The organism is Xanthomonas maliensis (assembly GCF_009192945.1).
Taxonomy (GTDB): Bacteria; Pseudomonadota; Gammaproteobacteria; order Xanthomonadales; family Xanthomonadaceae; genus Xanthomonas; species Xanthomonas maliensis.
On the sequence record NZ_NSET01000042.1, the window covers coordinates 26,691 to 50,249 of the forward strand.

The 23,559-nt window shown below is 67.5% G+C and carries 2 protein-coding genes (1 of these 2 cut by a window edge); both read left to right on the forward strand.

What is annotated here, in order from left to right; all coding sequences use genetic code 11:
- Positions 1–7,459, forward strand: the end of a protein-coding gene (locus CKY51_RS12805) for a non-ribosomal peptide synthetase (RefSeq protein WP_170292322.1). Its footprint begins 11,267 nt before the window's first position; 7,459 of the gene's 18,726 nt are visible here — the last part of the coding sequence; its start codon lies beyond the left edge, outside the window; it ends in the stop codon at positions 7,457–7,459.
- Positions 7,456–23,496 (forward strand): non-ribosomal peptide synthetase, encoded by a 16,041-nt coding sequence (locus tag CKY51_RS12810; protein ID WP_152249324.1) that lies wholly within the window; start codon positions 7,456–7,458, stop codon positions 23,494–23,496. The genes CKY51_RS12805 and CKY51_RS12810 overlap by 4 nt, the downstream gene beginning before the upstream one ends.
- Positions 23,497–23,559: the final 63 nt, after the last annotated feature.

The following is a 23,559-nucleotide window of genomic DNA, read 5'->3' on the forward strand; positions in this document are numbered from 1 at the left end:
GCCGGTGCCGGACGGCGTGATCCTGTTTGCCGAACGCTGGGAGCCGGCGGCGCCATCGCCGCTCCCCTGGGATCACCTCCGCTACTTGGTGCTATGCGACTTTCCATCGGCCGTGCAATGGCCGGTGACGCAGCCCACGCCCGGTCTGGTCGTACGGACGCTGCCGCGTACCGCCGACAGTCTCGGCCATCGCTTCATGGAGCATGCGGCAGCGCTGCTGGAGCTGCTAAAGGATGCCGCGGCTGCCGCTCCGGCCATGGTGCAGGTGGTGGTGCCGGACGACGCCGATGGCGCCGTCTGTGCCGCACTCGTCGCGCTGCTGTACAGCGCCAAGCGCGAGTACGACAGGCTCGAAGTGCAGCTGATCCAGATGCCATGCGATGCCGCGCCCGACGCGATTGCCCGGCTGCGGAGCGCGGTGCCCGATCGTGTGCGCGAACGACGCGAAACCTCGGCAGCAGCATTACGCAGACGCTTCGTGCCGCTGCCGCGACAGCCGCAGCAACCGCCAATGCCAACGCCTTGGCGCGATGGTGGTCGCTATCTGATCACCGGTGGGGGGCGGCTGGGCATCGGGCTTGCGCGGGAAATGGCTGCAACGCTATCCAGTGGCGTCCTGGTCGTGGTCGGCCGCAGCGCGCAAGCGTCGGAACTCGCCACCGAGCTGTCGGCTCTGCGGACTGCGACCTTGCAGGTCGACTACCGCCGTGCCGATGTCACGGATCGCGCTGCCGTGCAGGCCGTGCTGCAGCACATGCGCGAACGCTACGGTGGGGTCGATGGAATCATCCACACCGCCGGGGTACTGGACGACGGCTATATCGCTCGCAAGCAGCGGGCCACGTTGCAACGCGTGCTCGCGCCCAAGGTGCTGGGGCTGGAGCACCTGGACGCCTGCCTTGGCAGTGCGCCGTTGGATTTCCTGATCTGCTTTGGTTCGGTCAGCGGCGCGGTGGGAAGCGCAGGACAGTGCGACTACGCCACCGCCAATGCGTTCATGAGGTCATTTGCCGTGACCCGCAATGCGCGCGCCGCGCAGGGACAGTGCTGCGGCAGGACGCTATGCATCGATTGGCCCTACTGGCGCGATGGCGGCATGCGGCTTTCGGCGCACGCAGAGGCAGAACTGGTCCAGGCCGGGCTCGTTCCGCTGGAGACCGCTGCCGGCATCGAGGCGCTATCGCGTGCCTGGCACAGCGGGGAGTCGTCGGTCAGCGTGCTGGCCGGCGCGGGTGTCGAGATGGCCGCACTGTTCGCGCAGGTGGCAGAGCGTGCAGGCGACCGGCCAGTGACGCCACCGGCCAGCGATGCCTCTGAGCTGTCCCGGTTGACATTGCAGCGGTTGATCGCGGTGTTCGCTGAGGTTTCCAGGATCGATCCTGCGCGGATCGATGGCAGCGTACCGCTGGAGACCTTCAGCATCGACTCGATCATGATTGCCCAGCTCAACCAACGCCTGGGCACCACCTTCCCTGGGCTATCGAAGACGCTGTTCTATCAATTCACGACGCTGCAGGCGATTGCCGATGAGCTGGCCACCCGGCATGCCGATGCCTGTGTGCGTTGGACCGGTCAGGCCGCCACCGTCGCTGCCGCCGTCCCGATGCGCAGCCCCGCCATTGAGCAGAGCGCGGCAGCGGCGCCGCGCGATCCGTGTGAGCCCATCGCGATCATCGGCCTGGCCGGTCAGTATCCGCACGCTCGTACGTTGGAGGCCTTCTGGCAGAACCTGCGTGCCGGGCGCGATTGCATCGACGAGATCCCATCGCAGCGTTGGTCGCTGGACGGTTTCTTTTGCGAGGATCCACAGCAGGCGATCGCCCACAGGAAGAGCTACAGCCGCTGGGGAGGATTCCTGGAGGGCTTCGCCGATTTCGATCCGCTGTTCTTCTCGATCGCGCCTGCCGAGGCGATGGACATGGATCCACAGGAGCGCCTGTTCCTGCAGGCGTGCTGGCAGGCACTGGAGGACGGTCACCATACGCGCCAGACCCTGGCCAGCCGATATGGCGGGCGCGTTGGTGTGTTCGTTGGCATTACCAAGACCGGGTTCGAGTTGCATGGCCGGGATCTGGCGGCGCAAGGCAGCACGGCGATGCCGTATACCAGCTTCGGCTCGGTGGCCAATCGGGTGTCGTATCTGCTGGATTTGAATGGCCCGAGCTTTCCCATCGACACCATGTGTTCGGCCTCGCTGACCGCCATCCACGAGGCCTGCGAGCATCTGCGGCGCGATGAATGTGCGTTGGCGCTGGCCGGCGGGGTGAATCTGTATCTCCACCCTTCCACCTACGTGGGCCTGTGTTCCCAGCGCATGCTGTCCACCGATGGGCGTTGCCGCAGCTTCGGTGCCCATGCCAGCGGCTTTGTTCCCGGCGAAGGCGTCGGCGCGGTCCTGCTCAAGCCGTTGTCGGCCGCCCAGCGCGATGGCGACACCATCCACGGAGTGATCCTGGGCTCGGGGATCAATCACGGCGGGCGTACGCACGGCTATACCGTGCCCAACCCGCGTGCGCAGCGCGATCTGATCCAGCGCACGCTGGCGCGCTGCGGCCTGGATGCCGCCGACATCAGCTACGTCGAAGCGCATGGCACCGGCACGGAAATGGGCGATCCCATCGAAGTGGAGGGCCTGGCACAGGCGTTCGCGGCTGGCGCACGCGCGCCCAGGGCCTGTGCGCTGGGGTCGGTGAAATCGAATATCGGTCATCTGGAAGCCGCGGCCGGCATCGCCGGGCTGACCAAGGTGCTGTTGCAGTTCAAGCATGGCGAACTTGTGCCGACGCTGCATTGCGCCGATCCCAATCCCAACCTGGCGTTAGCCGATACCCCATTCGTGCTGCAGCACCAGGTGGCACCCTGGACCAGGCCACTGCGGGCCGATGGTGCCGTGGTGCCGCGAATCGCCACCGTGTCATCGTTCGGCGCCGGTGGCGCCAATGCCTTCCTGGTCGTGCAGGAAGCCCCCTCCACGGCGACGCCCACCGTCGCGCTACGTCAGCACACCGGCTGGCCCGCGCTGATCGTCATGTCGGCACGCCGGCCCGATCGGCTGGCCGACTACGCACGCGCGCTGCAAGCCGCTCTCGCGCAAGGAGCGTTCAGCGATGCAGATCTGCCGGCGATTGCCGCCACCTTGCAGCTGGGCCGCGAGGCGATGGAGTACCGGCTCGCATTCGCGGCACGCTCGCTGACCGAAGCGATCGACTGCTTGCAGCAGTATTTGCAGGATCCGCAGGATCGTGGCGCTGTCGCTGTCGGCAAGCGGATGGCCAGTGCACCAGCGCAGGCCGAAGGATGGCAGACCGGGCCCTACGCACCGGTGCTGGCGGCCTGGACGCGTGGCGCGGAGACCGATTGGAGCAGCCTGTACGACGGTACGCCTGCGCGCGTGCGCCTGCCGACGTATCCGTTTGCTCAGGAGTCCTATTGGCCGGTCGCTGCGACGCCGCAGCCGCAGCGTGCAGACGACCCGGCGCGCACCACGCCAGCACTGGGCGGCGCAGACGTGCAGGCGACTGCCAGCGAAGACCTGCTGCTGGTTCCCGATTGGGTGCCGATCGCTGCACCCGCGGCAGTGCCTATCGCAACCTCGGTGCTGGTCATCGGCGCGGCCCAAGCGCCGTTGCCGCACTCCGACGCCGCCGTCAGCGGTATGACGCCCATCCCCTGGAGCGGCGCGGCCGCGTTGCGGCAGCAGCTCGTCGAACGCGCGGTGACGCGGGTGATCTGGTTCGCTCCGCAGCCACCGCAGCCGTCACCATCAGGTTTGCTGCAAGAGGCCACCGTCGCGGCCGTGCAATGCGTGGAACTGCTGCAAACCTTGGCAGCGGTGAGCGGTCCTGGCAGGCCCATCGATCTGGTGGCGGTGACGCACCAGTCGCACCCCGCGGCGGATGGCGAGTGCCCGGACCCGGCACAGGCCGCCGTGGTCGCCTGCCTGCGGTCGGCAGCCAAGGAATACCGTCACGGTGCGCTGGCGGTGGTGGATCGTGCGCCCGCCCACGGGCCGGACCTGGAGGCGCTGCTGGCGGTGCGTGCCCACCGTGGCCGTGCCAGCGTGTACGCCTTCCGCCAGGACCGTTGGCTATGCCAGCAATTGACCCCGCTGCGGGTGAACGCTCGGCGCGCCTCGGTATTGCCCGATGGCGGCGTCCATCTGCTGGTAGGCGGCGCCGGTCATGTCGGCCGGCATCTCAGCGCTCATCTCTTGCAGCGGGCGGCGGCGCTCGTGTGGATCGGCCGGCGGCCGGCGGCCGAGGTGCAGGAGGCCTTGGCCCAGTTCGCAAGCGATCCACGCCTGAGCTACTACCAGGCCGACGCGAGCGATCCGCAGGCACTGCGCCGCGTGCGTGCGGAGGTGCTGGCGCGCCATCGGCGCATCGATGCGGTGCTGGTGGCCACCACCGACTTTTCCCTGGTCCCACTGACGTCGCTGTCGCCTGTCGCCCTGCACGAGGCGTTCGCTGCCAAGGTCGGCCCGGCAGTGGCAGTGGCCGAGACCTTCGGCGGCGACGCGCGCGAGGGTCTGATCTTTCTGTCTTCGCTGGTCGTCTACCTCGGCAACCGTGCGCAGGCGCATTACGCCGCCGCCTGCGCCTGGCAGGACGCGTTTGCACGCGCTTTGTCGTTACGAGGCATCAAGGCCAGGGTCATGAACTGGGGCTATTGGACCATTGACGATCCGCATCGCAGCGAGGAGTTGCATGACATCGGCATCGCGTTCATCGACGCAGCATCGGGCGGTGCTGCATTGGATATCCTGCGCGCCGGCCCGTTCGATCAACTCGGCTTCCTGCGCACGCGTGCACCGCTGGCGATCGAGGGCTTGAACCTGCAGGCGCACTTAGTGCTCGATGGCGAGCAGATCCGCCGCGTGCAGCTGCCGCCATCGGCAGACGCCAGTGGCCACGACCAACCACTGCCTGGCCAGGATGCAGACGAGGCGGTGCGCGACCGTGTGGCCAACGCAGTGTGTCGCACGCTGGCGATGGATCGGCAGCTGCTCGACGAACAGGCGCCGTTTGCCGAATACGGCCTGGATTCGATCCTCGGTCTGAAACTGGTGCGTGCCATCAACCACGACCTGGGGATTGCCCTGCCCGGACCGTGTCTGTTCGACCACCCCAGTGTCGAACGACTGACCGCGCATATTCGTGCGGTCTATCCGGATGCTGCGTTGCCTGCACGCGATGCGCAGCCCGCCACCCTGACTGCGGCCCGGCCAGCGCCCAGCAGCCAGGGCGATTCCGGCGTGCGCGAACCGATCGCCATCATCGGCATGAGTGGCCGTTTCCCGCAGTCCGAGGATGCCGATGCCCTCTGGCAGCACCTGGCCGCCGGACGGGATCTGGTCGAGCCGGCCACCCGTTGGCCCGAGCCCGACTGGCAGCAGGACGACGACACCCAGTGCCGGCATGCGGGCTATATCGCCGACGTCGCGGCATTCGATCCCTTGTTCTTCCGCATCTCGCGTGCCGATGCATTGCAGATGGATCCGCAGCAACGCCTCTGCCTGGAGGAGGCGTGGAAGGCGTTGGAGAACGCGGGCTATGCCGGGCGCGCGGTGTCCGGCAAGGACTGCGGCGTCTACATCGGCTGCAGTGGCGAGGACTATACCCAGCTGGTGGATGGCGAGCTCCCGGTCGCTGCCATGCACGGCAGCTCGACGGCGCTGCTGTCTTCGCGCATTGCCTATCATCTGGACCTGCACGGTCCGGCGATGACGGTCGATACCGCCTGCTCGAGCGGCCTGGTGGCGATCCACCTGGCCTGCCAGGCACTGTGGATGGGCGAGATCGCGCTGGCGATCGCCGGTGGGGTCCATGTGCAATGCACAGCGGGCTTCCACGTCCTCGGCAGCCGTGCCGGCATGCTGTCGCCGCAGGGTCGCTGTTTCACCTTCGACGCCCGTGCCAATGGGTTCGTTCCCGCAGACGGCGTCGGCATCGTCGTGCTGAAACGGCTGTCGGCGGCATTGGCCGACGGCGACCATATCGTCGGTGTCATCGCTGGCAGCGCGATCAACCAGGATGGCACCAGCAACGGACTGACCGCGCCAAGCGCGTCGGCGCAGGAGCAGCTGGCATCGCAGGTGTACGCGCGCTTCGGCATCGATGTCGCCAATGTGCAGATGGCCGAAGCGCACGGCACCGGCACCGTGCTCGGCGACCCGATCGAGGTGCAGGCGCTGACGCGGGCGTTCCGCCGGCAGACCGACCGCGTGGGGTACTGCGCCATCGGCTCGGTCAAGAGCAACCTCGGCCATGCCGCGGAGGCGGCGGGTCTGGCCGGGCTGTTCAAGATCCTGCTGTCGCTGCGCCATCGGCAACTGCCGCCGACGCTGCACTACCAAACGGCGAACCCGCACATCGATTTCGCCAACAGCCCCTTCTTCGTCAACACCCGCTTGCGGGACTGGCCGGCGCCGGCGCATGGGCCGCGGCGGGCGGTGCTCAGCGCCTTCGGTCTCAGTGGGACGAATGCGCATCTGGTGATCGAGGAAGCTCCCGCGACGCCGTCGATGGCATGGGCGCCGGTCACGGGGCGGTGTTGGCTGATGGCGCTGTCCGCGCGCACGACCGACCAGCTACGGAGCGCGCAACAGCGCCTGCATGACCATCTGATCACGCATCCTGCGCTATCGCCGCTGCATCTCAGCCATACCTTGCTGCAAGGGCGGCACCATTTCGACCACCGCTGGTGTTGCGTGGCAGGCACGATCGAGGAGGTGGTGCAGGCGTTGGGGGCTGCGCTGGCCACTGCATCGGCGCAGTCGACCGCACGTGCGGACAGCTCCGCTCGCGCGGCGCTGCACCGACAGGCGCAGCAGTGCGTCGACGCCTGCGCCCAGGCGCAGGACCGGCCTACCCAGCTCGCACGCCTGGCCGAGTTGTTCCTGCATGGGGCGACGCCGGACTTCGCACCGTTGTTCGCTGCCGGGACCGGCCGTGTTCCGCTGCCGACCTATCCGTTCGCGCGCGAACGCTATTGGCTCGGCGATGCGGTCGTCCAGGCGCGCCAGGCACGACTGCAGGCGGCCCCGCCGCCGCCGCCGCTCGCAGCGACCCAGCGCATGCCCGCGACGGAGGGGCTGTCTGCTTTCATCGTGGAATTCCTCGAGCGCACGCTGATGCTCAAGCCGGGCGAATTGTCCGCGGAGATTGACCTGCAGGAACTGGGCGTGGACTCGCTGGTGAGCATGCGCCTGATGCGCGACATCCGTCACCGCTACGGCATCGCGGTCTCGGGTCGCGAGCTGTTCGACCACCGCAGCGTCGCCAGTCTGGTCGCCCACCTTGCCGGCGCGGCCGACGATATCCAGGTGGCACTGCCGCCGGTCGCAGGCGCGGTGGCGACGCTCGCCGATGAGATCGATGCGTTGCTGGATGCATTCGAGGCGGGCGAGCTCAGTGTCGACGCCCTGGAACAGCGTATTGGCGAGGGAGCAGCATCATGAGCGTTCGCGCCTTACTGAGTGCGTTCCAACGCGGCGAGATCACGCGTGCGGAGCTACGCCAACGCCTGCTGGAGCAGCCGGCCACGCATCCGCTCTCGGAAGGGCAACAAGGCCTGTGGATGCTGCAATGTGCCGATCCGGCGTCCTTTGCCTACAACATCCCGCTGTGCCTGCGCCTGCATGGTCCGCTGGACGAAGCGGCGCTCGAGCGGGCGCTGCAGGCGGTGCTGCGGCATCACCCGCTGTTGGCAGCAGCCATCATCGAGGGTGATGGTCGCCCACGCTGGCAGCCGCTCGCGCCAACGGCGCTGCGGCTGACACGGCATGCACGGCCCTGTACGGATGCTGCCACGCGACTGGCGGAAATGTCGGCGCGCCTGCGAGAGCCCTTCGTGTTGGAGCAGGGCCCGCTGTTGCGGGCCGATCTGTATCCGCAACCCGATGGCACCGCGGTGCTACTGGTGGTGGTCCATCATCTCGCTTTCGACGGCGGCTCGGTCGATGTGTTCATGCGCACCCTCTGCGCCGAATATGCACGTATCGCCCAAGGGGCGCCGCCAGTCAGCACCCCTCTGGACGACATGGCGGCGCCGCCGTTCGATGCGTTCGTGCAGTGGGAGAGCGAGTTCATTGCCAGCCCAGCCGGCGCGGCCTCGCTGCGCTACTGGCAGGACCGCCTACGCGGTGCCGAGCCGGTACTCGGCACCGGTGCGGCCGTCGCCGGGCCTGCGCAGCCGCAGACCCATCGGCACGCACTGTCTGTCGAGACGAGCCGGCGCATCCGCAGCCTGTGCGCGCGCCTGCGCATCACACCCGCCAGTTTCTTCCTGTCGTTGTATCAGGCATTGCTCGCCTCGGTGTCGGGCAAGCGCGACCTGACCATTGGCATGTCCGTCGAGCGCCGGCCGCATGCCGGCTTCGACAACACGGTGGGCTGCTTCGTCAACCTGATCGCCATCCGCACCACCGACGCGCCGAGCACACCGCTGCCGGAGCGACTCCGTCAGACCCATGCCGCGCTGAGTGAGGCGCTGGCGCATGCAGACTATCCGTACCAGCGCATCGTGCGTGCGCTGCAGCGCCAGGACGGCGAACCCGCAGCACGCTTCGACACGGTCTTCGAGTACAAGAGCCGACGCTTCTTTGCGCTGCCGTGGGCGCAGCGCGACTGGGCGGGGGTCCGCTTCGAGCCAGTGGAGGGGCTGTACCAGGAAGGCGAGTACGCGCTTGCGTTCAAGGCTGCCGAGCTACAGGACCACTACGTCCTGTACGTCGATCACGATGCGCGCCAGGTATCGACGGCCGACGCCGAGCGTTACCTGCGCCGGATCGCCGACACTGCCGAGCAGACGGTGGCGGCGACCGATCCGGCGCCTGCGGAGTTCGCACCTGCGGGCGAAGCGCCCTCCTGGCAACCGTTACACGAGACGATTCGCCAACGCTGCCGGCAGCTGCCGCAGCAGCTGGCGGCGCTGCAGGACCTACACCAGCTCAGTTATGCACAGTTGGATACACGCTCCGATGCGCTGGCAGCGCAGCTGCAGCGCGTCGGTGTCGTCGCCGACGCCCGGGTCGGCGTGCTGCTGGAGCGCTCGGCGGAGGCGGTGTGCACCTTGCTGGCAGTGTGGAAGGCCGGCGGCGCTTGTCTGGCGCTGGATCCGGAGCTTCCGCTCGAGCGTCTGCGTTTCATGATCGAGGATGCCGATCCTGTGGCCATCGTCACCCGTGCCGGCCTGGTGGACCGACTGCCGTGCGAGGCGATACCGGTGGTGGTACGCGAGGCGCTTGCCGAGGGCGTGACAGCTCCGGTCGCGGCATCGGTGGTGCCGGGACAATTGGCCTATGTCATCTACACCTCTGGCTCGACCGGAATGCCGAAGGCGGTGGCGGTCACCCACGCAGGGCTGGCGAACCTGGCCCGTGTGCAGACCGAGGCGTTTGCGGTGGCGGCCGGCGAGCGCGTGCTGCAGTTCGCGCCCTGGACGTTCGACGCGTCCATCTGGGAGATCGCAATGGCGCTGCAGGCTGGCGCCACGCTGGTATTGGCGCCGAACGACGCCTTGCAGCGCAGCGATCTGCTGGCCGAGCTGATGCAGGCGCAGCAGGTCAATGTCGCCACCTTGCCGCCGTCGGCGCTCACCCTATTGGAAGCGGTCGATCTTCCGGCCTTGCGCCTGATGATCGTGGCAGGTGAGGCGTGCGCGCCTGCGCTTGCCGAACGCTGGATGCGCCGATGCCGGTTCGTCAATGCCTACGGACCTACCGAGTCCACGGTCTGCGCCACATTCAAGGCGTTGGATGCACCTTCGACGGACGCGTCGGCACGCACCACGGTCGAGGACAGCGACGAGCTGGCGTGCCCAGGTTCGCTGTCCATCGGCTGCGCCATCGATGGCGCCCGCGCGCTCGTCCTCGATCCGGACACCTTGCGTCCGGTTGCTGTCGGCGAGGTCGGGGAGCTATTCATCGGCGGCGTCGCCTTGGCCCGCGGCTACCTGCGTCGTGCCGGCCTGACCGCCGAGCGCTTCGTGGCCAGCCCAGCAGGGCCACGGGGGAGTCGGCTGTACCGCACCGGCGATCGGGTGCGCGTACTGGCGGCCGGCGAGCTGCAATTCGTCGAACGCATCGATCGGCAAGTCAAGATCCGCGGTTCGCGGGTGGAGCCGGGCGAAGTGGAGTCGGTGCTGCATGCGCATCCGGGCGTCGCGCAATGTGCCGTTGTGGCGTTGGAGGAACGTAATCAATTGATTGCGTTCGTGGTCCGCTCCGCGCATGCCGCCGACAGCGATGCCGGCGCGCTGCACGCGCACCTGCGTCAACGTCTGCCCACTTACATGCTGCCTGCGCAGATCGTCTTGCTGCCGCGCCTGCCGACCACTCGCAGTGGCAAGGTGGATCGGACCGCGCTGCTGGCAGCTTGGCAAGACAGCCAGGACAAGGAGCGCAATGCGATGGAACCGGTGTCGGCAATCGAGTCCGAGGTCCGTGCGATCCTGCAGCAGGTCCTGCGGGTGCAGGAGGTGCCACTGGATGCGGGTTTCTTCGAGATCGGCGGCGATTCGATCCTGGCGGTGGGAGCCGCACGTCGTCTCGCCGATGCCTTCGACCTGCCGTTCGATGTGACCGCGCTGCTGAACCTGGCCAGCGTGCGGCGGATCAGCCGTCACCTGGCCGAGCAGCGTGCCGCTTCTGCCATTCCGGACACCGCCACCGCTGCCGCTGGACCGGGGCCTGTGCGTGCTCAGTTGCCGGATGCGATCGACGAATGCGTGGCGATCATCGGTATCTCCTGCCAACTGCCCGGCGCCCGCGATCACCGCCAGTTCTGGGAAAACCTGCGCGACGGCGTGGAAAGCATCGAGTTCTTGAGTCCCGACACCCTGCGCTCACACGGGGTGCCAGACGCGCTGCTGCAGACCCCTGGCCTGGTTGCGGCGCGTGCCAGTATCGAGGACGCCGATTGCTTCGATGCCGAGTTCTTCCACGTCTCGGCCTACGATGCACAGATCATGGACCCGCAGCAGCGCATGCTGCTGCAGCATGCCTGGAAAGCCGTTGAGGACGCCGGTTACCGGCCGGCGGACCTGGCCGATGCCGGCGTCTTCGTCACCGCCGCCCATTCCGGCTACCACAGCGATGGCCCGCCCGCAGCCTGGAACGTCATGGAGGGCGCCAAACAGTACGCTGCCGCAGCCTGGTCGCAACCAGGCGCGCTGCCTACCCTGATTTCGCACCGTCTCGGCCTGCACGGTCCGAGCCTGTTCGTGCATTCGAATTGCTCGTCCTCGCTGGTTGCGCTGCACACGGCCTATCGCAGCCTGCTGGCGGGCGATGCCACTCATGCGCTGGTTGGCGCCGCGGCGTTGTCGGCCAGCGTCGAGCTCGGCTACGTGGCCGAGCACGGCATGAACTTCTCCAGCGATGGCCACTTGCGCCCCTTCGATGCGCAGGCCGATGGCATGCTCGGTGGAGAAGGCGTGGCGGTGCTGCTGTTGAAGCGCGCCCGTCAAGCGATCGCCGATCACGATGCAATCTATGCCCTGATTCGTGGCGTGGCAGTGAATAACGACGGCGCCGACAAAGCGGGCTACTACGCGCCCGGCGTGGCCGGCCAGGCGCAGGTGATCGACCAGGTCCTGCGCAAGACCGGTGTGGAGGTGGACACCATCGACTATGTGGAAGCGCACGGGACGGCCACCAAGCTGGGCGACCCGCTCGAGGTGGCGGCGCTGATCGATGCCTTCGGGCGTCACACCGACAAGCGCCAGTTCTGCGGGATCGGCTCGGTCAAGAGCAATATCGGCCATCTGGATACCGCTGCCGGCCTGGTCGGCTGCATCAAGATCGCATTGGGCTTGCGGCACGGGCAGATCCCGGCATCGTTGAATTATCGCAGTCCCAATCCCGCGATCGATTTTGCCGGCTCGCCGTTCTACGTGCTGGATCGCACCCTGGTGCTGGCGCCGCGCCAGACGCCCCACCGCGCGGGCGTCAGTTCGTTCGGCATCGGCGGAACCAATGCGCATGCGCTGCTGGAAGCCTTCCCTGCCCCTGATCGGCAGCCCAGCGATGCCACCCGCTGCCTGGTGCCGCTATCGGCCCGTCAGCCGGCGCAGCTGCGCCAGTATGCGATCGATCTGTTGGCCTACCTGGAGCGCGATGCGGCGCCGGACCTGCACGATCTTGCCTATACCTTGCAGGTCGGTCGCGAGCCTTTCGCTTGCCGCCTTGCGTTGGAGGTGTCCACGCTGGACGAACTGCGTGCTGGCTTGCGCGATTTCCTTGCCACTCCCCAACACGCCGACAGCAGCAGGCACGCGAACGAGCAGGTGCAGACGTTGCTGCCGCACTGGATCCTGAGCCGACACTGGCAGCAGATCGGCGCTGCCTGGATGGCGGGTGCGACGGTCGACTGGGCCGCATGTTGGGCTGGAAGCGAGCTGCCACGTCGGATTTCGCTGCCGACCTACCCATTTGCCCGCGTGCGTCACCGCCGCCCCGTGCGGGCAGCGCAGCCAGTGCCGGTCCAAGGGCTGCACCCGTTCCTGCAACGCAATACCTCCACGCTCTCCGAGCACCGCTATAGCACCCGTTTCGATGGGAGCGAATTCGTCTTCGCCGACCATCGGGTGCGTGGCATGCGTTTGTTGCCGGGCGTGGCTTACCTGGAGATGGCGCGTTCCGCGGTGGCGCTGGCGCTGGACGCGAGCGGCACGCCGCTCGTGCTCAAGGACGTGTGCTGGCTGCGCCCGCTGCGCGCCGACGGTGCCGCGATCACCGTGCACGTCCGCGTCGAACGTCGTGATGCCCACAGCGTCGCCTTTCAGATCTATCGCGACCCGCCTCCGGAGCAGGCGACCGCAGAGGTCTATTGCGAAGGCGTTGCCACCGTGGCAGCGGAGGCGCAGCCCGCCGCGCTGGACTTGCCGGCCTTGCGTGCCGCCTGCGGCGACGGTCTGCCGGGTCCATCCTGCTATGCGCTGTTCGATCGGCTCGGCTGCCACTACGGCAGCACGCTGCGGGCATTGGTAGAGACCGCGCCAGGCACCGCGGCGGACGGCACCCGTTTTGCGCTGGCGCAGGTGCGGTTGCCTGCCGAAGCGGTGCGTGACCCGCGCCTGGTCCTACATCCAGGCGTGCTCGATGCCGCGCTGCAGGCCTCCATCGGCATGGGCGTGGTCGATGGCGTGCTGGACGAGGCGGCCATGGAGCAGACGCTCCCTTTCAGCGTCGATCGGGTACGTATCTTGCGGGCGCCGCATGAGCAGGTCTGGGTGCATGTCTGCGAGGCGGCAGGGAGTTCGCCGCTGGTGCATAAGCTGGACGTCCGTCTCTGCGATGCACAGGGAGCGATCCTCGTCGAGATCGCCGGTCTCAGTGCGCGGGTGACCGACGGCGCGCGCGCGCCGTCGCTGCCCCACGCCGTCTCCGCCGCGGCAGCGAATCCCGACGCCGTCGTCCTTGCCGAGGCAACTCAGGCGATGGGCCTGCAGCCGCTGGTACCGGTCTGGGAGTGTGCCGGCCCCTATCCCGAGGTGGCGGCCCCCGATGTCCCGCGCCGGATCTTGCTGATCGGCGGTACGCCGTCGGTGGCCGTCGCGCTAGCGGCGGCTGGAGCGCGGGACATGCTGGTTTCGCTGGCAGCCGATGCCAGCGCAGACGAGCTGATGGCGCAGATTCTGTCCTGTCGACCGACGCACGTGGTCTGGATCGTCCAGGCTGGCGACGCTGGCGCCGCGCCGGAGCTGCCGACCTTGTACGGGTTGCGTCTGGTCAAGGCGTTGCTGGGCGCCGGCTTCGAGACCCAATCCGTGCATGTAGCAGCGATCACGACCATGGCGCTGGCCGTGCGTCGCAGCGAATCCGGCCGTCCGCCGCAGGCGGCGGTGCATGGCTTCATGGGCGCGCTGGGCAAGGAGTATCCCCACTGGGCGGTGCATGCCTTCGATGTGGAGACACTCGCGCAGTGTCCCTGGCCGATGGTGCTTGCCGCCGCCCCCGACCCGGAACATTGCTCAATCGCGCTGCGCGCAGCGTTGCGCTACGCCCAGCGCCTGCTGCCCACGACCGTGCCGCCGGTGTCCAGTTCGCGCTTCATCGACGGTGGCGTGTATGTGGTGCTCGGCGGCGCTGGTGGACTCGGCCAGGCCTTGACCGAGCATCTGCTCGGCCGTTATCGGGCCAACGTCGTCTGGCTGGGCCGACGTGCGCCCGATGACGGCATCGCCCAGGCGCTTCAGCGGCTTGGTGCGTTAGGCGGAAGCCTGCGCTACTTGCAGGTGGACGCGCGCAAGCGCACGGCGCTGGAAGCAGCGCTGAAGCAGGTGGAAGCCGAGCATGGCGTGGTTCACGGCTTCGTCCACACCGCGTTGGACTTGCATGACCGTAGCATCATGGCGGTCGACGAGGCGCGGTTCGCCGATGCGTTGTCATCCAAGCTGCAGACCGGCGCGGCACTGGCCGCTGCGCTGGCGCGCTACCGGCCGGCGCACTTCGTGCTGTTCTTCTCGGCGCTGCAGAGCTTCAACCCTTCACCAGGGCAAAGCAGCTATGCCGCCGGAAGCGTCTACCTGGATGCCTTGGCCACGTGGCTGCGACGCAGCGGACAGGCAGCGACCTATGTGATCAATTGGGGGTATTGGGGCAGTGTCGGCATTGTGGCCACGCCGGCCCATCGGCGCCGCATGCAGCATCTCGGCGAGGGTTCGATCGAACCGACCGAAGCGATGCCGTTCATCGAAGCCGTGCTGGCTGGCCCATTCGAGCAGATGGCCTTGCTCAAGCGCAGCGCCGCCCATGGCGGCGCCGCCTTGCCGCTGGTGCAGGACGAACACCTGCGGCTTGCGCCGACCCGGCGACACACCCGCTTCGTGCTGCCCGAGCCCGGGCTATTGCCGGAGCCGCCCGCCGAGGCGACGACAGCCGGTCCTGCTACGCTGGACGCCGCGCTAGCCGCCGGGCTGTTCCATCAGTTGAGTGCGCTGGGCGGCCCCTCCACGCGTCCGCTGTCGCTGGCATCGCTGAACGAGCGGCTGGCGTCTCCGCAGCTCTATACACGCTGGCTGCACGAAGCGATGCGGTTCCTCTGCGATGCCGGCTACGCACGGCGCGACGAAGACGGCGCCATGGTCTTTGTTCGGCCTGCCGCAGATTCGGATTGGCAGCTGGCCGAGCATCACTTTGCCCAGGCGCGCGCCAACGAGAGCGAACACGCCCACATCGCCTTGATCGAACCGATGCTGCGCGCGTTGCCCGACATTCTGGCTGGCCGACGCACAGCGACCGACATCATGTTCGCCGATGCCTCGGTGCAGCGGGTGGAGAGCGTTTACAAGAAGAACCCGTTCATCGATTACTACAACCGCGTCACCGCCGCGCTCGTGCAGCAAGCGTTGGAACAACGCTTGCGCAGTGATCCGAATGCGCGCTTTCGCTTGCTGGAAATCGGCGCGGGCACCGGCGCGACCAGCGAACGCGTCTTCCAGGCCGTGCACTCGCTGGCGTCGGCGATCAGCGAGTATCGCTACACCGACATTTCGCGTGCTTTCCTTGCGCATGCCGAGCGCCACTATCAACCGCACGTCCCGTATCTGCGTTGCCAGCTGCTGGATATCGAGCGACCGCTCGCGGAACAAGGGGTGGACTGCGGCAGTTACGACGTGGTCATCGCGACCAATGTGCTGCATGCGACCCGGCAGATGCACCGGACCGTGCGACACGCCAAGGCCGCATTGGCGGGCTCCGGCCTGCTGGTCATCAACGAAATGCAGGGTCATACCTTGTTTGCCCATCTGACCTTCGGCCTGCTGCCCGGGTGGTGGGCGTATGAAGACGGCTGGCTGCGCGAGCCGGGTTCGCCAGGACTGGCGCCTGCCAGTTGGCGCCAGGTGCTGGAAGAAGAAGGCTTGCGTGCGATCCGGTTCCCACTCGGGGATCGGGATCGGTTTGGACAACAGATCATCATTGCGGAGAGCGACGGAGTGTTTCGACAGAAGAGCACGGCGGTGCCGCCCTTACGCGACGATAGCGATGCCCGGTCTGCGAGCGTCCCACTTCCCCTGCTGGCCAGTGCGCCCGAACCACTCCCGGCCAATGAGGCGATGAGCACCTATGTTCGCCGTCTGATTGCCGAGATCCTGGAGCTCACGCTCGAGGATATCGACCCGGACGAGCCGTTCGATAGTTACGGGATCGATTCGATCCTGGCGATCCGGCTCGCCAATGCCCTGCGCGCCCGCTTCGCATCGGTCTCGAGTACGGTCATCTTCGAGTACTCCAATGCACGCGCACTGGCGGGGTATCTGCAAGGACTTGCAGCGCCTCCCGCGATCGCTGCGGATGCCTCGCCGGCGCCACCGGCGGCCGTAACGGCCCAGTTCTCTGCGCCGAATTCGCCATCGGGCCTGCGTGCGGCAGTGACCGCGCATATCCGCACGGTCATCGCTCAGATCCTGGAGCAGCCTGTCGACGAAATCGACGTTCACGAGCCGCTGGAACACTACGGCGTGGATTCGATCCTGGCGATCCGCGTCGCCAATGCACTGCGGAGCACCTTCGAGGATGTCAGCAGCACGCTGCTGTTCGAGCATCGGACCATCGTGGCAATTGCCGATCATTTCCTGGCCACTCAGCCCGGCAATGCGGCGCGACTGCAGACGGCGACGCCCTTAGCGCACTCGGTGCTGCACGCACCCTCCGCGCCTGCACCCGTCTCACCGGTCATCGATCACGCCGCGCGCGCCGCCACCACCACGCCAACGGCCGCAGGCCAGCCGGATCGCGCCATCGCCATCATCGGCGTCTCCGGGCGCTATCCCAAGGCCGCCAACCTCGATGAATTCTGGCAGCGGTTGCGCGACGGCGAGGACTGCGTGCAGGAGATTCCCGCCGACCGCTGGCAGCTGCAGGGCTTCTTCGATCCCGATCCGGCCAGCGCAATCGCACGGGGACACAGCTACAGCAAGTGGGGCGGCTTCATCGATGGCTTCGCCGAGTTCGACCCGCTGTTCTTCGGCATCTCGCCGCGCGAAGCGATGGCGATCGACCCGCACGAGCGGCTGTTCCTGCAGGAGAGTTGGCACGCCATCGAGGATGCCGGCTATACCCGCGACAGCCTGGCACGCCAACACGCCCGCCGGGTCGGTGTGTTCGCTGGCGTGTCGCAATCGGGCTTCGAAAAGTGCGCCAGCGACCAGGATGCCGGTGGTGAGGCAATCCAACCGCAGACCTCGTTCGGCTCGGTCGCCAATCGGGTGTCCTACTTGCTCGACCTGCAAGGGCCGAGCATGCCGATCGACACCATGTGCTCGTCTTCGCTCACAGCCATCCACGAGGCCTGCGAGCACCTGCTGCGCGAGGAATGCGACATCGCTTTGGCCGGCGGCGTCAATCTCAACCTGCACCCCTCGCGCTACGTGGCGTCCTGCGAGGGACGTTTCCTGTCGACCTCCGGCCGCTGCCGGAGCTTTGGTGCCGGTGGCGACGGATTCGTCCCCGGCGAGGGCGTCGGCGTGCTGGTGCTCAAGCGTTTGTCCAATGCGATCGCCGATGGGGATGACATCCGTGCGGTGATCCGTGCAACCAGCATCAACCATGGCGGCAAGGCCAAGGGCTATACCGCGCCCAACCCTGCCGCGCAGCGCGAGCTGATCAAGACCGCGATGCGCAAGGCAGGGCTCACTGCCAGTGACATCTCGCATGTCGAGGCGCACGGGACCGGAACCGAATTGGGCGACCCGATCGAGATCGATGCCTTGACCCAGGCCTTCCGCGCGAGCACCGACGCACGCGGCTTCTGCGCGCTCAGTTCAGTCAAGAGCAATATCGGTCATCTGGAGGCGGCGGCCGGCGTCGCCGGGGTGACCAAGGTGCTGCTCGAACTCAAGCACCGTCAGCTGGTGCCGACGCTGCATGCGCAGACCCCGAACCCGCACATCGATTTCGAGGCGAGCCCGTTCCGCCTGCAACGCAGCTTGAGCGATTGGACGCCTGCGGGCGGCCCGCAGGGCAAACGGATCGCCAGCGTGTCTTCGTTCGGCGCCGGTGGTGCGAACGCACACGTCATCCTTGAAGAATACATTCCCGCGCCGGCGCCCGCGGCGATGCCGAGCAGCGATGGCCCGTGCCTGGTGCTGTTGTCGGCCAAGGACGCCACCCGCCTGGACGAGAGCGTGCGGCAACTCCTCACCGCCTGTGCGGCGCTGGAGGATACGCAACTGGCCGACGTCGCCTATACCTTGCAGATCGCGCGCGAGCCGATGGAGCTGCGGTTCGGCTGCCTGGTGCGCTCGGTGGCGGAACTGCAGGACGCATTGCAACACTTCCTGAGCAGCAAGACCCAGCGGAGCGACCTGCGCAGCGGAGATATCCGCACTGCCCGCAAAACGCTGTCGTGGCTGCGCGACGACGACGACATCCAGACGCTGATCGCTACCTGGCTGGCACGCGGCAAACTGGATCGCCTGCTCGAAGCCTGGGTCGCCGGCGTGGCCCAGGTCGACTGGACGCAGCTGCCGCGCCAGGCGCCGCCACGTCGCATCCCGTTACCGACCTACCCGTTCGCCAAGGAACGCTACTGGCTGCAGTCCGGTGCGTCTGCCCAGGCCATCGGCGTTCCGACCGCGTCGTTGCTGCACCCCCTGGTCCACCGGAATACCTCATCGATCCACGGCCTGCGTTTCAGCTCGACGTTCAGCGGCCGTGAACCGGTCTTCGCCGACCACCAGGTCGCTGGCCAGGCCGTCTTGCCAGCAGCGGCCTACCTGGAGATGGCGCAAGCCGCCGCCGTGTTTGCCCAAGCGGTTGGGCCAACCACTGCGTTGCACCTGCGCGATGTGATCTGGCTGAAGCCGATCGTTGCGACTGGGCAGCCAGTGCAACTGCAGCTGCAGCTGACTCCGAACGAAGATGCCTTGCTGTGCGAGTTCCTGCTCGCTGAGGGCGATGGTCCGGGGCCCGCCGGCGCCGGTGCAGCCACCTTGTGCGCCCGCGCCACCGTCGCGCTGGGACCGCAAGGCGAAGCGACGCAACAGATCGCGGCACTGCGCGCCGCGTTGTCGGCGGCACCGATCCCAGGCGAGGCCTGCTATCGCCAGCTCACGACGATGGGCGTGGTCTATGGCCCCTCGCACCGCGGTTTGGTCGACGTCGGGACCGGCCAGGACGCGCACGGCGCATTCGTATTGGCGCGGCTGCGCCTGCCCGAGGCAGCGGATGCCAGCCGCTTCGGTCTGCCGCCGGGGCTGTTGGATTCGGCCGTGCAGGCGGCCGGGTTTTTCGATGCGCTCGCCACCTCCGATGAGGCGGCGAGCGCAGCAGCGGTGCCATTTGCCCTGGACAGTCTGCAATGGTTCGCGCCCTGCCCGGTCGAGGGATGGGTGGTGGTGCGACGATCCGTTGCGGGTGTCATCCAGACCCACATCGACCTGTGTGACGACGCCGGTCGCGTGTGTGTCCGCCTGCGCGGCCTGACCGCGCGTGCCTACCGTGCCGCACCGCCCGCTACGCCAACGAACGCTGGAGTGCAGACGGTTTTCTTCACCACGCCAGCGCCAACGGCTGCTTGGCAGCCCGAGCTGGATGCGCAGGCACAACGCGTCCTGCTCGCTTGCGAGCTGCCGGCGGCGACACTGGCGGCCTTTGTGCCGGCTGCGCGCTGTACCGTTCTGGACAGTGCCGCCAGCGATCCGGCGGAGCGCTTCAGCGACTACGCCGGCCAGCTGCTGGAAATCGTACAGACGCTGCCGCGGCCGTCCGCGCAGCAGTCCATCACCGTGCAGGTGCTGGTCCCGCGCCATGGCAATGGCCGGCTGCACGCCGCCCTGGCGCCGCTGCTGCGTGCTGCCCAAGCCGAGTTGCCTGGGCTTGACACCCAGCTGCTGGCGGTCGAGCTTGCGCAGCCCGGTGTCGCCACCACCACCGCGGTGGTGCTGGACAACGCTCTCGCCGAGATCGCGCTGCCAGCGCGCGGGGCCGGTGCAGTCTGGCGCGATCGCGGCATCTATCTGATCACTGGTGGGCTAGGCGGGATTGGCCGGGCCTTGCTGGCCGATCTGGCCCGCAGTACCCGCGATGCCACCGTGATCCTTGCCGGTCGCAGCGATCTGGACGCCACCCGACGTGCCGAGGTGAATGCATTGACCGCGCAAGGCCTGCGCGTGGAATACCGCCGCGTGGACGTCGCCCATCGCGCGCAAGTGAACGAGTTGGTGGACGAAATCTGCCGGCACTTTGGCCCGTTGACCGGTGTGCTGCATTGCGCAGGGAGTGCCCATCATGCGGCGTTTGCCACGCTGACGGCCGCCGAGCTACGCGGTGCCATCGCTGCCAAGGTGGCCGGCACCCGTCATCTGGACCTTGCCACTCGCCATCTGGCGCTCGACTTCTTCGTGCTGTTCTCGTCGCTGACGACGCATACCGGCGGCGTCGGGCAAGCCGCCTACGCCACTGCCAACGGCTTCCTCGACGAGTACGCACGCTACCGGCATGCACTGCAGGCGCTGGGGGAGCGCAGCGGACGCAGCCTGTCCATTGCCTGGCCTTACTGGTCGACCGAGGGCGGCATGCAGTTGCCAGCGGCGACCGTGGACGCGTTGCAGCGGCAAGGCTTCATTCCGCTGGATGCGCAATCGGGCATCGATGCGCTTGCGCGTGCCTTGGCAGCGGATGTGCCGCAGTTGGCGGTCGCGCGCGGCCAGCCGGCGCCGATCCGTCGCCTGCTATTGCAAGGAAGGACCGCTGACCTGCCCGCGCCGATGCCGCTGCCGGCGTCGCCGCAGATGCATCCGCCGCAGGGCATCGCGCAGGCCATCGACGCGTTGCGCGACTTCCTGGCGCAACAGCTGATGATCGCGCCCGCTCGCATCCATGCCGATGCAGGCTTCGAGACCCTCGGCATCGACTCAGTGGTCGCGGTCAGGCTGACCGCAGCGCTGGAGGCCGTGCATGGTCCGTTGTCGAAAACGGTGTTCTTCGAACATGCCACCGTTGCCGAGTTGGCGGCGCATCTGGCAGTAACCCGCCAGCAGACCACGGCCAGCGTGACGATCGCAGCGGCTGACAGCGCGCCGCCGATCCACGCATTCCCCAGCGAGGCCTGGACGACTGCGCAGGCGCGCAGCCAGACCGACAGCGACACCGATGTCGGCACCGCGGTGGCTGCCGCCGACACCAACGCCCATGCCGTGCCGGACCAGGCGGGCGACGCCATTGCCATCATCGGCCTGGCGGGACGGTATCCGCAGTCGCCGACATTGGAAGCGTTCTGGCACAACCTCAGGGATGGCATCGACTGCATCAGCGAGATCCCCGCCGATCGCTGGGATGCCGCCGCGTTCTTCGACCCCACCCCCGGCGTGCCCGGCAAGAGTTACAGCAAGTGGGGCGGCTTCCTGGAAGGCGTCGCCGACTTCGATCCTGGGTTCTTCAACATTTCGCCGCGCGAAGCGCCGATGATGGATCCGCAGGAGCGCTTGTTCCTGATGTGCGCGCACGATGCGATGGAAGATGCCGGCTACACCCGTGAGGGCCTGAACCGCACAGCCGAGACCGCCGGCGTCGGCGTCTTCGTCGGGGTGATGCACACCGAGTACCAACTGCACGGCGCCAATGCCAATGTCGATGCCGATGGACCGATACTGGGCTCTGGCATCGCCTCGGTCGCCAACCGGGTCAGCTACTACGGCAATTTCCAGGGCCCTTCGCTCGCCGTCGATACCATGTGCTCGTCGTCGCTGACAGCGATCCACCTGGCGTGCCAGAGCATGCGCGACGGCGACTGCGGCGTGGCGATCGCCGGTGGCGTCAATGTCTCCCTGCATCCCAACAAGTATCTGGGCCTGTCGCAGGCGAAGTTCGCATCCACCAGCGGCCGTTGCGCGGCATTCGGCGACGGGGGCGATGGCTATGTCCCTGGCGAGGGCGTCGGCGCGGTCGTGCTCAAGCCATTGCGCAAGGCCATTGCCGACGGCGATCGCATCTATGGCGTGATCAAGGCCAGTGGCATCAACCATGGTGGACGCTCCAACGGCTTCACGGTGCCCAATGCCAGTGCGCAGAGCCAATTGATCCGTCGGGTCATCGCCCGCAGCGGCGTCACACCGCAGGCGATCGGCTATATCGAGGCACACGGCACCGGAACCGCGCTGGGCGATCCCATCGAGATCGCCGGCCTGACGCGCGCACTCCGGCACTGGACCCAGGACACCGGCTTTTGCGCGATCGGTTCGGTCAAATCCAATATCGGTCACTGCGAGAGCGCTGCCGGGATCGCAGGATTGACCAAGATTCTGCTGCAGCTGCGCCATGCGACCTTGGTCCCCACCCTGCATGCGGAACACCTGAATCCGCGCATCGCCTTCGCGCAGACGCCGTTCGTCGTTCAACGCACGGCCGCGCCCTGGCACTGCGCGCACGATGCCGGTGGCCGGCCGTTGCCGCGGACCGCAGCGCTGTCGTCCTTCGGCGCTGGCGGTGCCAATGCCCATCTGGTGATCGAGGAGTTCCAGCCCAGCCCGCAGCCGCTGCCGGTACCGCCATCGTCCAGCCGACCGGCGCTGATCGTGCTCAGTGCGCGCACGTCCGAGTCGCTGGTCGAGGCGGCCTCTCAGCTGGCATCGGCCCTATTGAATGCAGACCAAGCCACGGATGAACTGCAGGCAATTGCGTTGGCGCTGCAGACCGGTCGTGAGCATCATGCCTATCGCCTGGGATTCTCTGCAGCGTCGATGGGCGAGGCCCACGAACGCCTGCGCGCCTTCATAGCGGGTGACCACCAGGCAGTGGTCCACGGACAGGTCAGTGATGCGCCGGCGACTGCACTGACCTCCGCCGAGCTGTTACGCCTGAGCGATGACGGCCAGCAGCGACACCTGCTGGAGGCGTGGGTAACAGGCGCCGCGTGCCCATGGTCGGTGTTGCATCCGCAGCGGCGGCTTCCCCGGTTACGCCTTCCCAGCTATCCGTTCGCCCTGACCCGCTACTGGGCGCCAGACCTGTGGCGCGATCCACCCACAGCGGCGGCAACGCGACACCACGCGGCAGCGGCCGATCATCAGTCGATTGCGGCAGCTGCGCCGTCGGCGTCGCCTGGCGTGCAGGATCTGCCCGCACCATCGCCAGCGCCCGCAGCGGCTGGGGCAAGCGATGAGCTGCGGCGGATCGAGCGCATCCTGCGCGAGACGCTGGCCGAGGTGCTGTACATGAAGGTCGCCGACGTCGGCCTGCACACCGCCTTTGTCGATCTGGGAATGGATTCGGTGATGGGCGTGGAATGGCTACCAATGATCCAGGCCCAGCTCGGCGTCTCGCTCGGCGCAACCAAGATCTACCAGTACCCGACGCTGAGCGAGCTGGCGGCCTTCGTGCTGTCGCAGCGCCCGACTGCCGTCGGGGCCGAGGCGCCGGCGCCTTCGCTGCCACAACGCTCGATCGACGAGTGGCTGCAAGCGGTCTACGACGGCACGGCAAGCGCAGACGCGGCCCAGGACTGGCTGCGGACGCAATCGCCGACGGCAGCAGGAGCGACGCATGTCCACTGAGCGTGGGGGCAGCGATCGCAGGAATCTTTCGCGACCGCCTTGAGTGCAGCGTCAGCCGGCAGA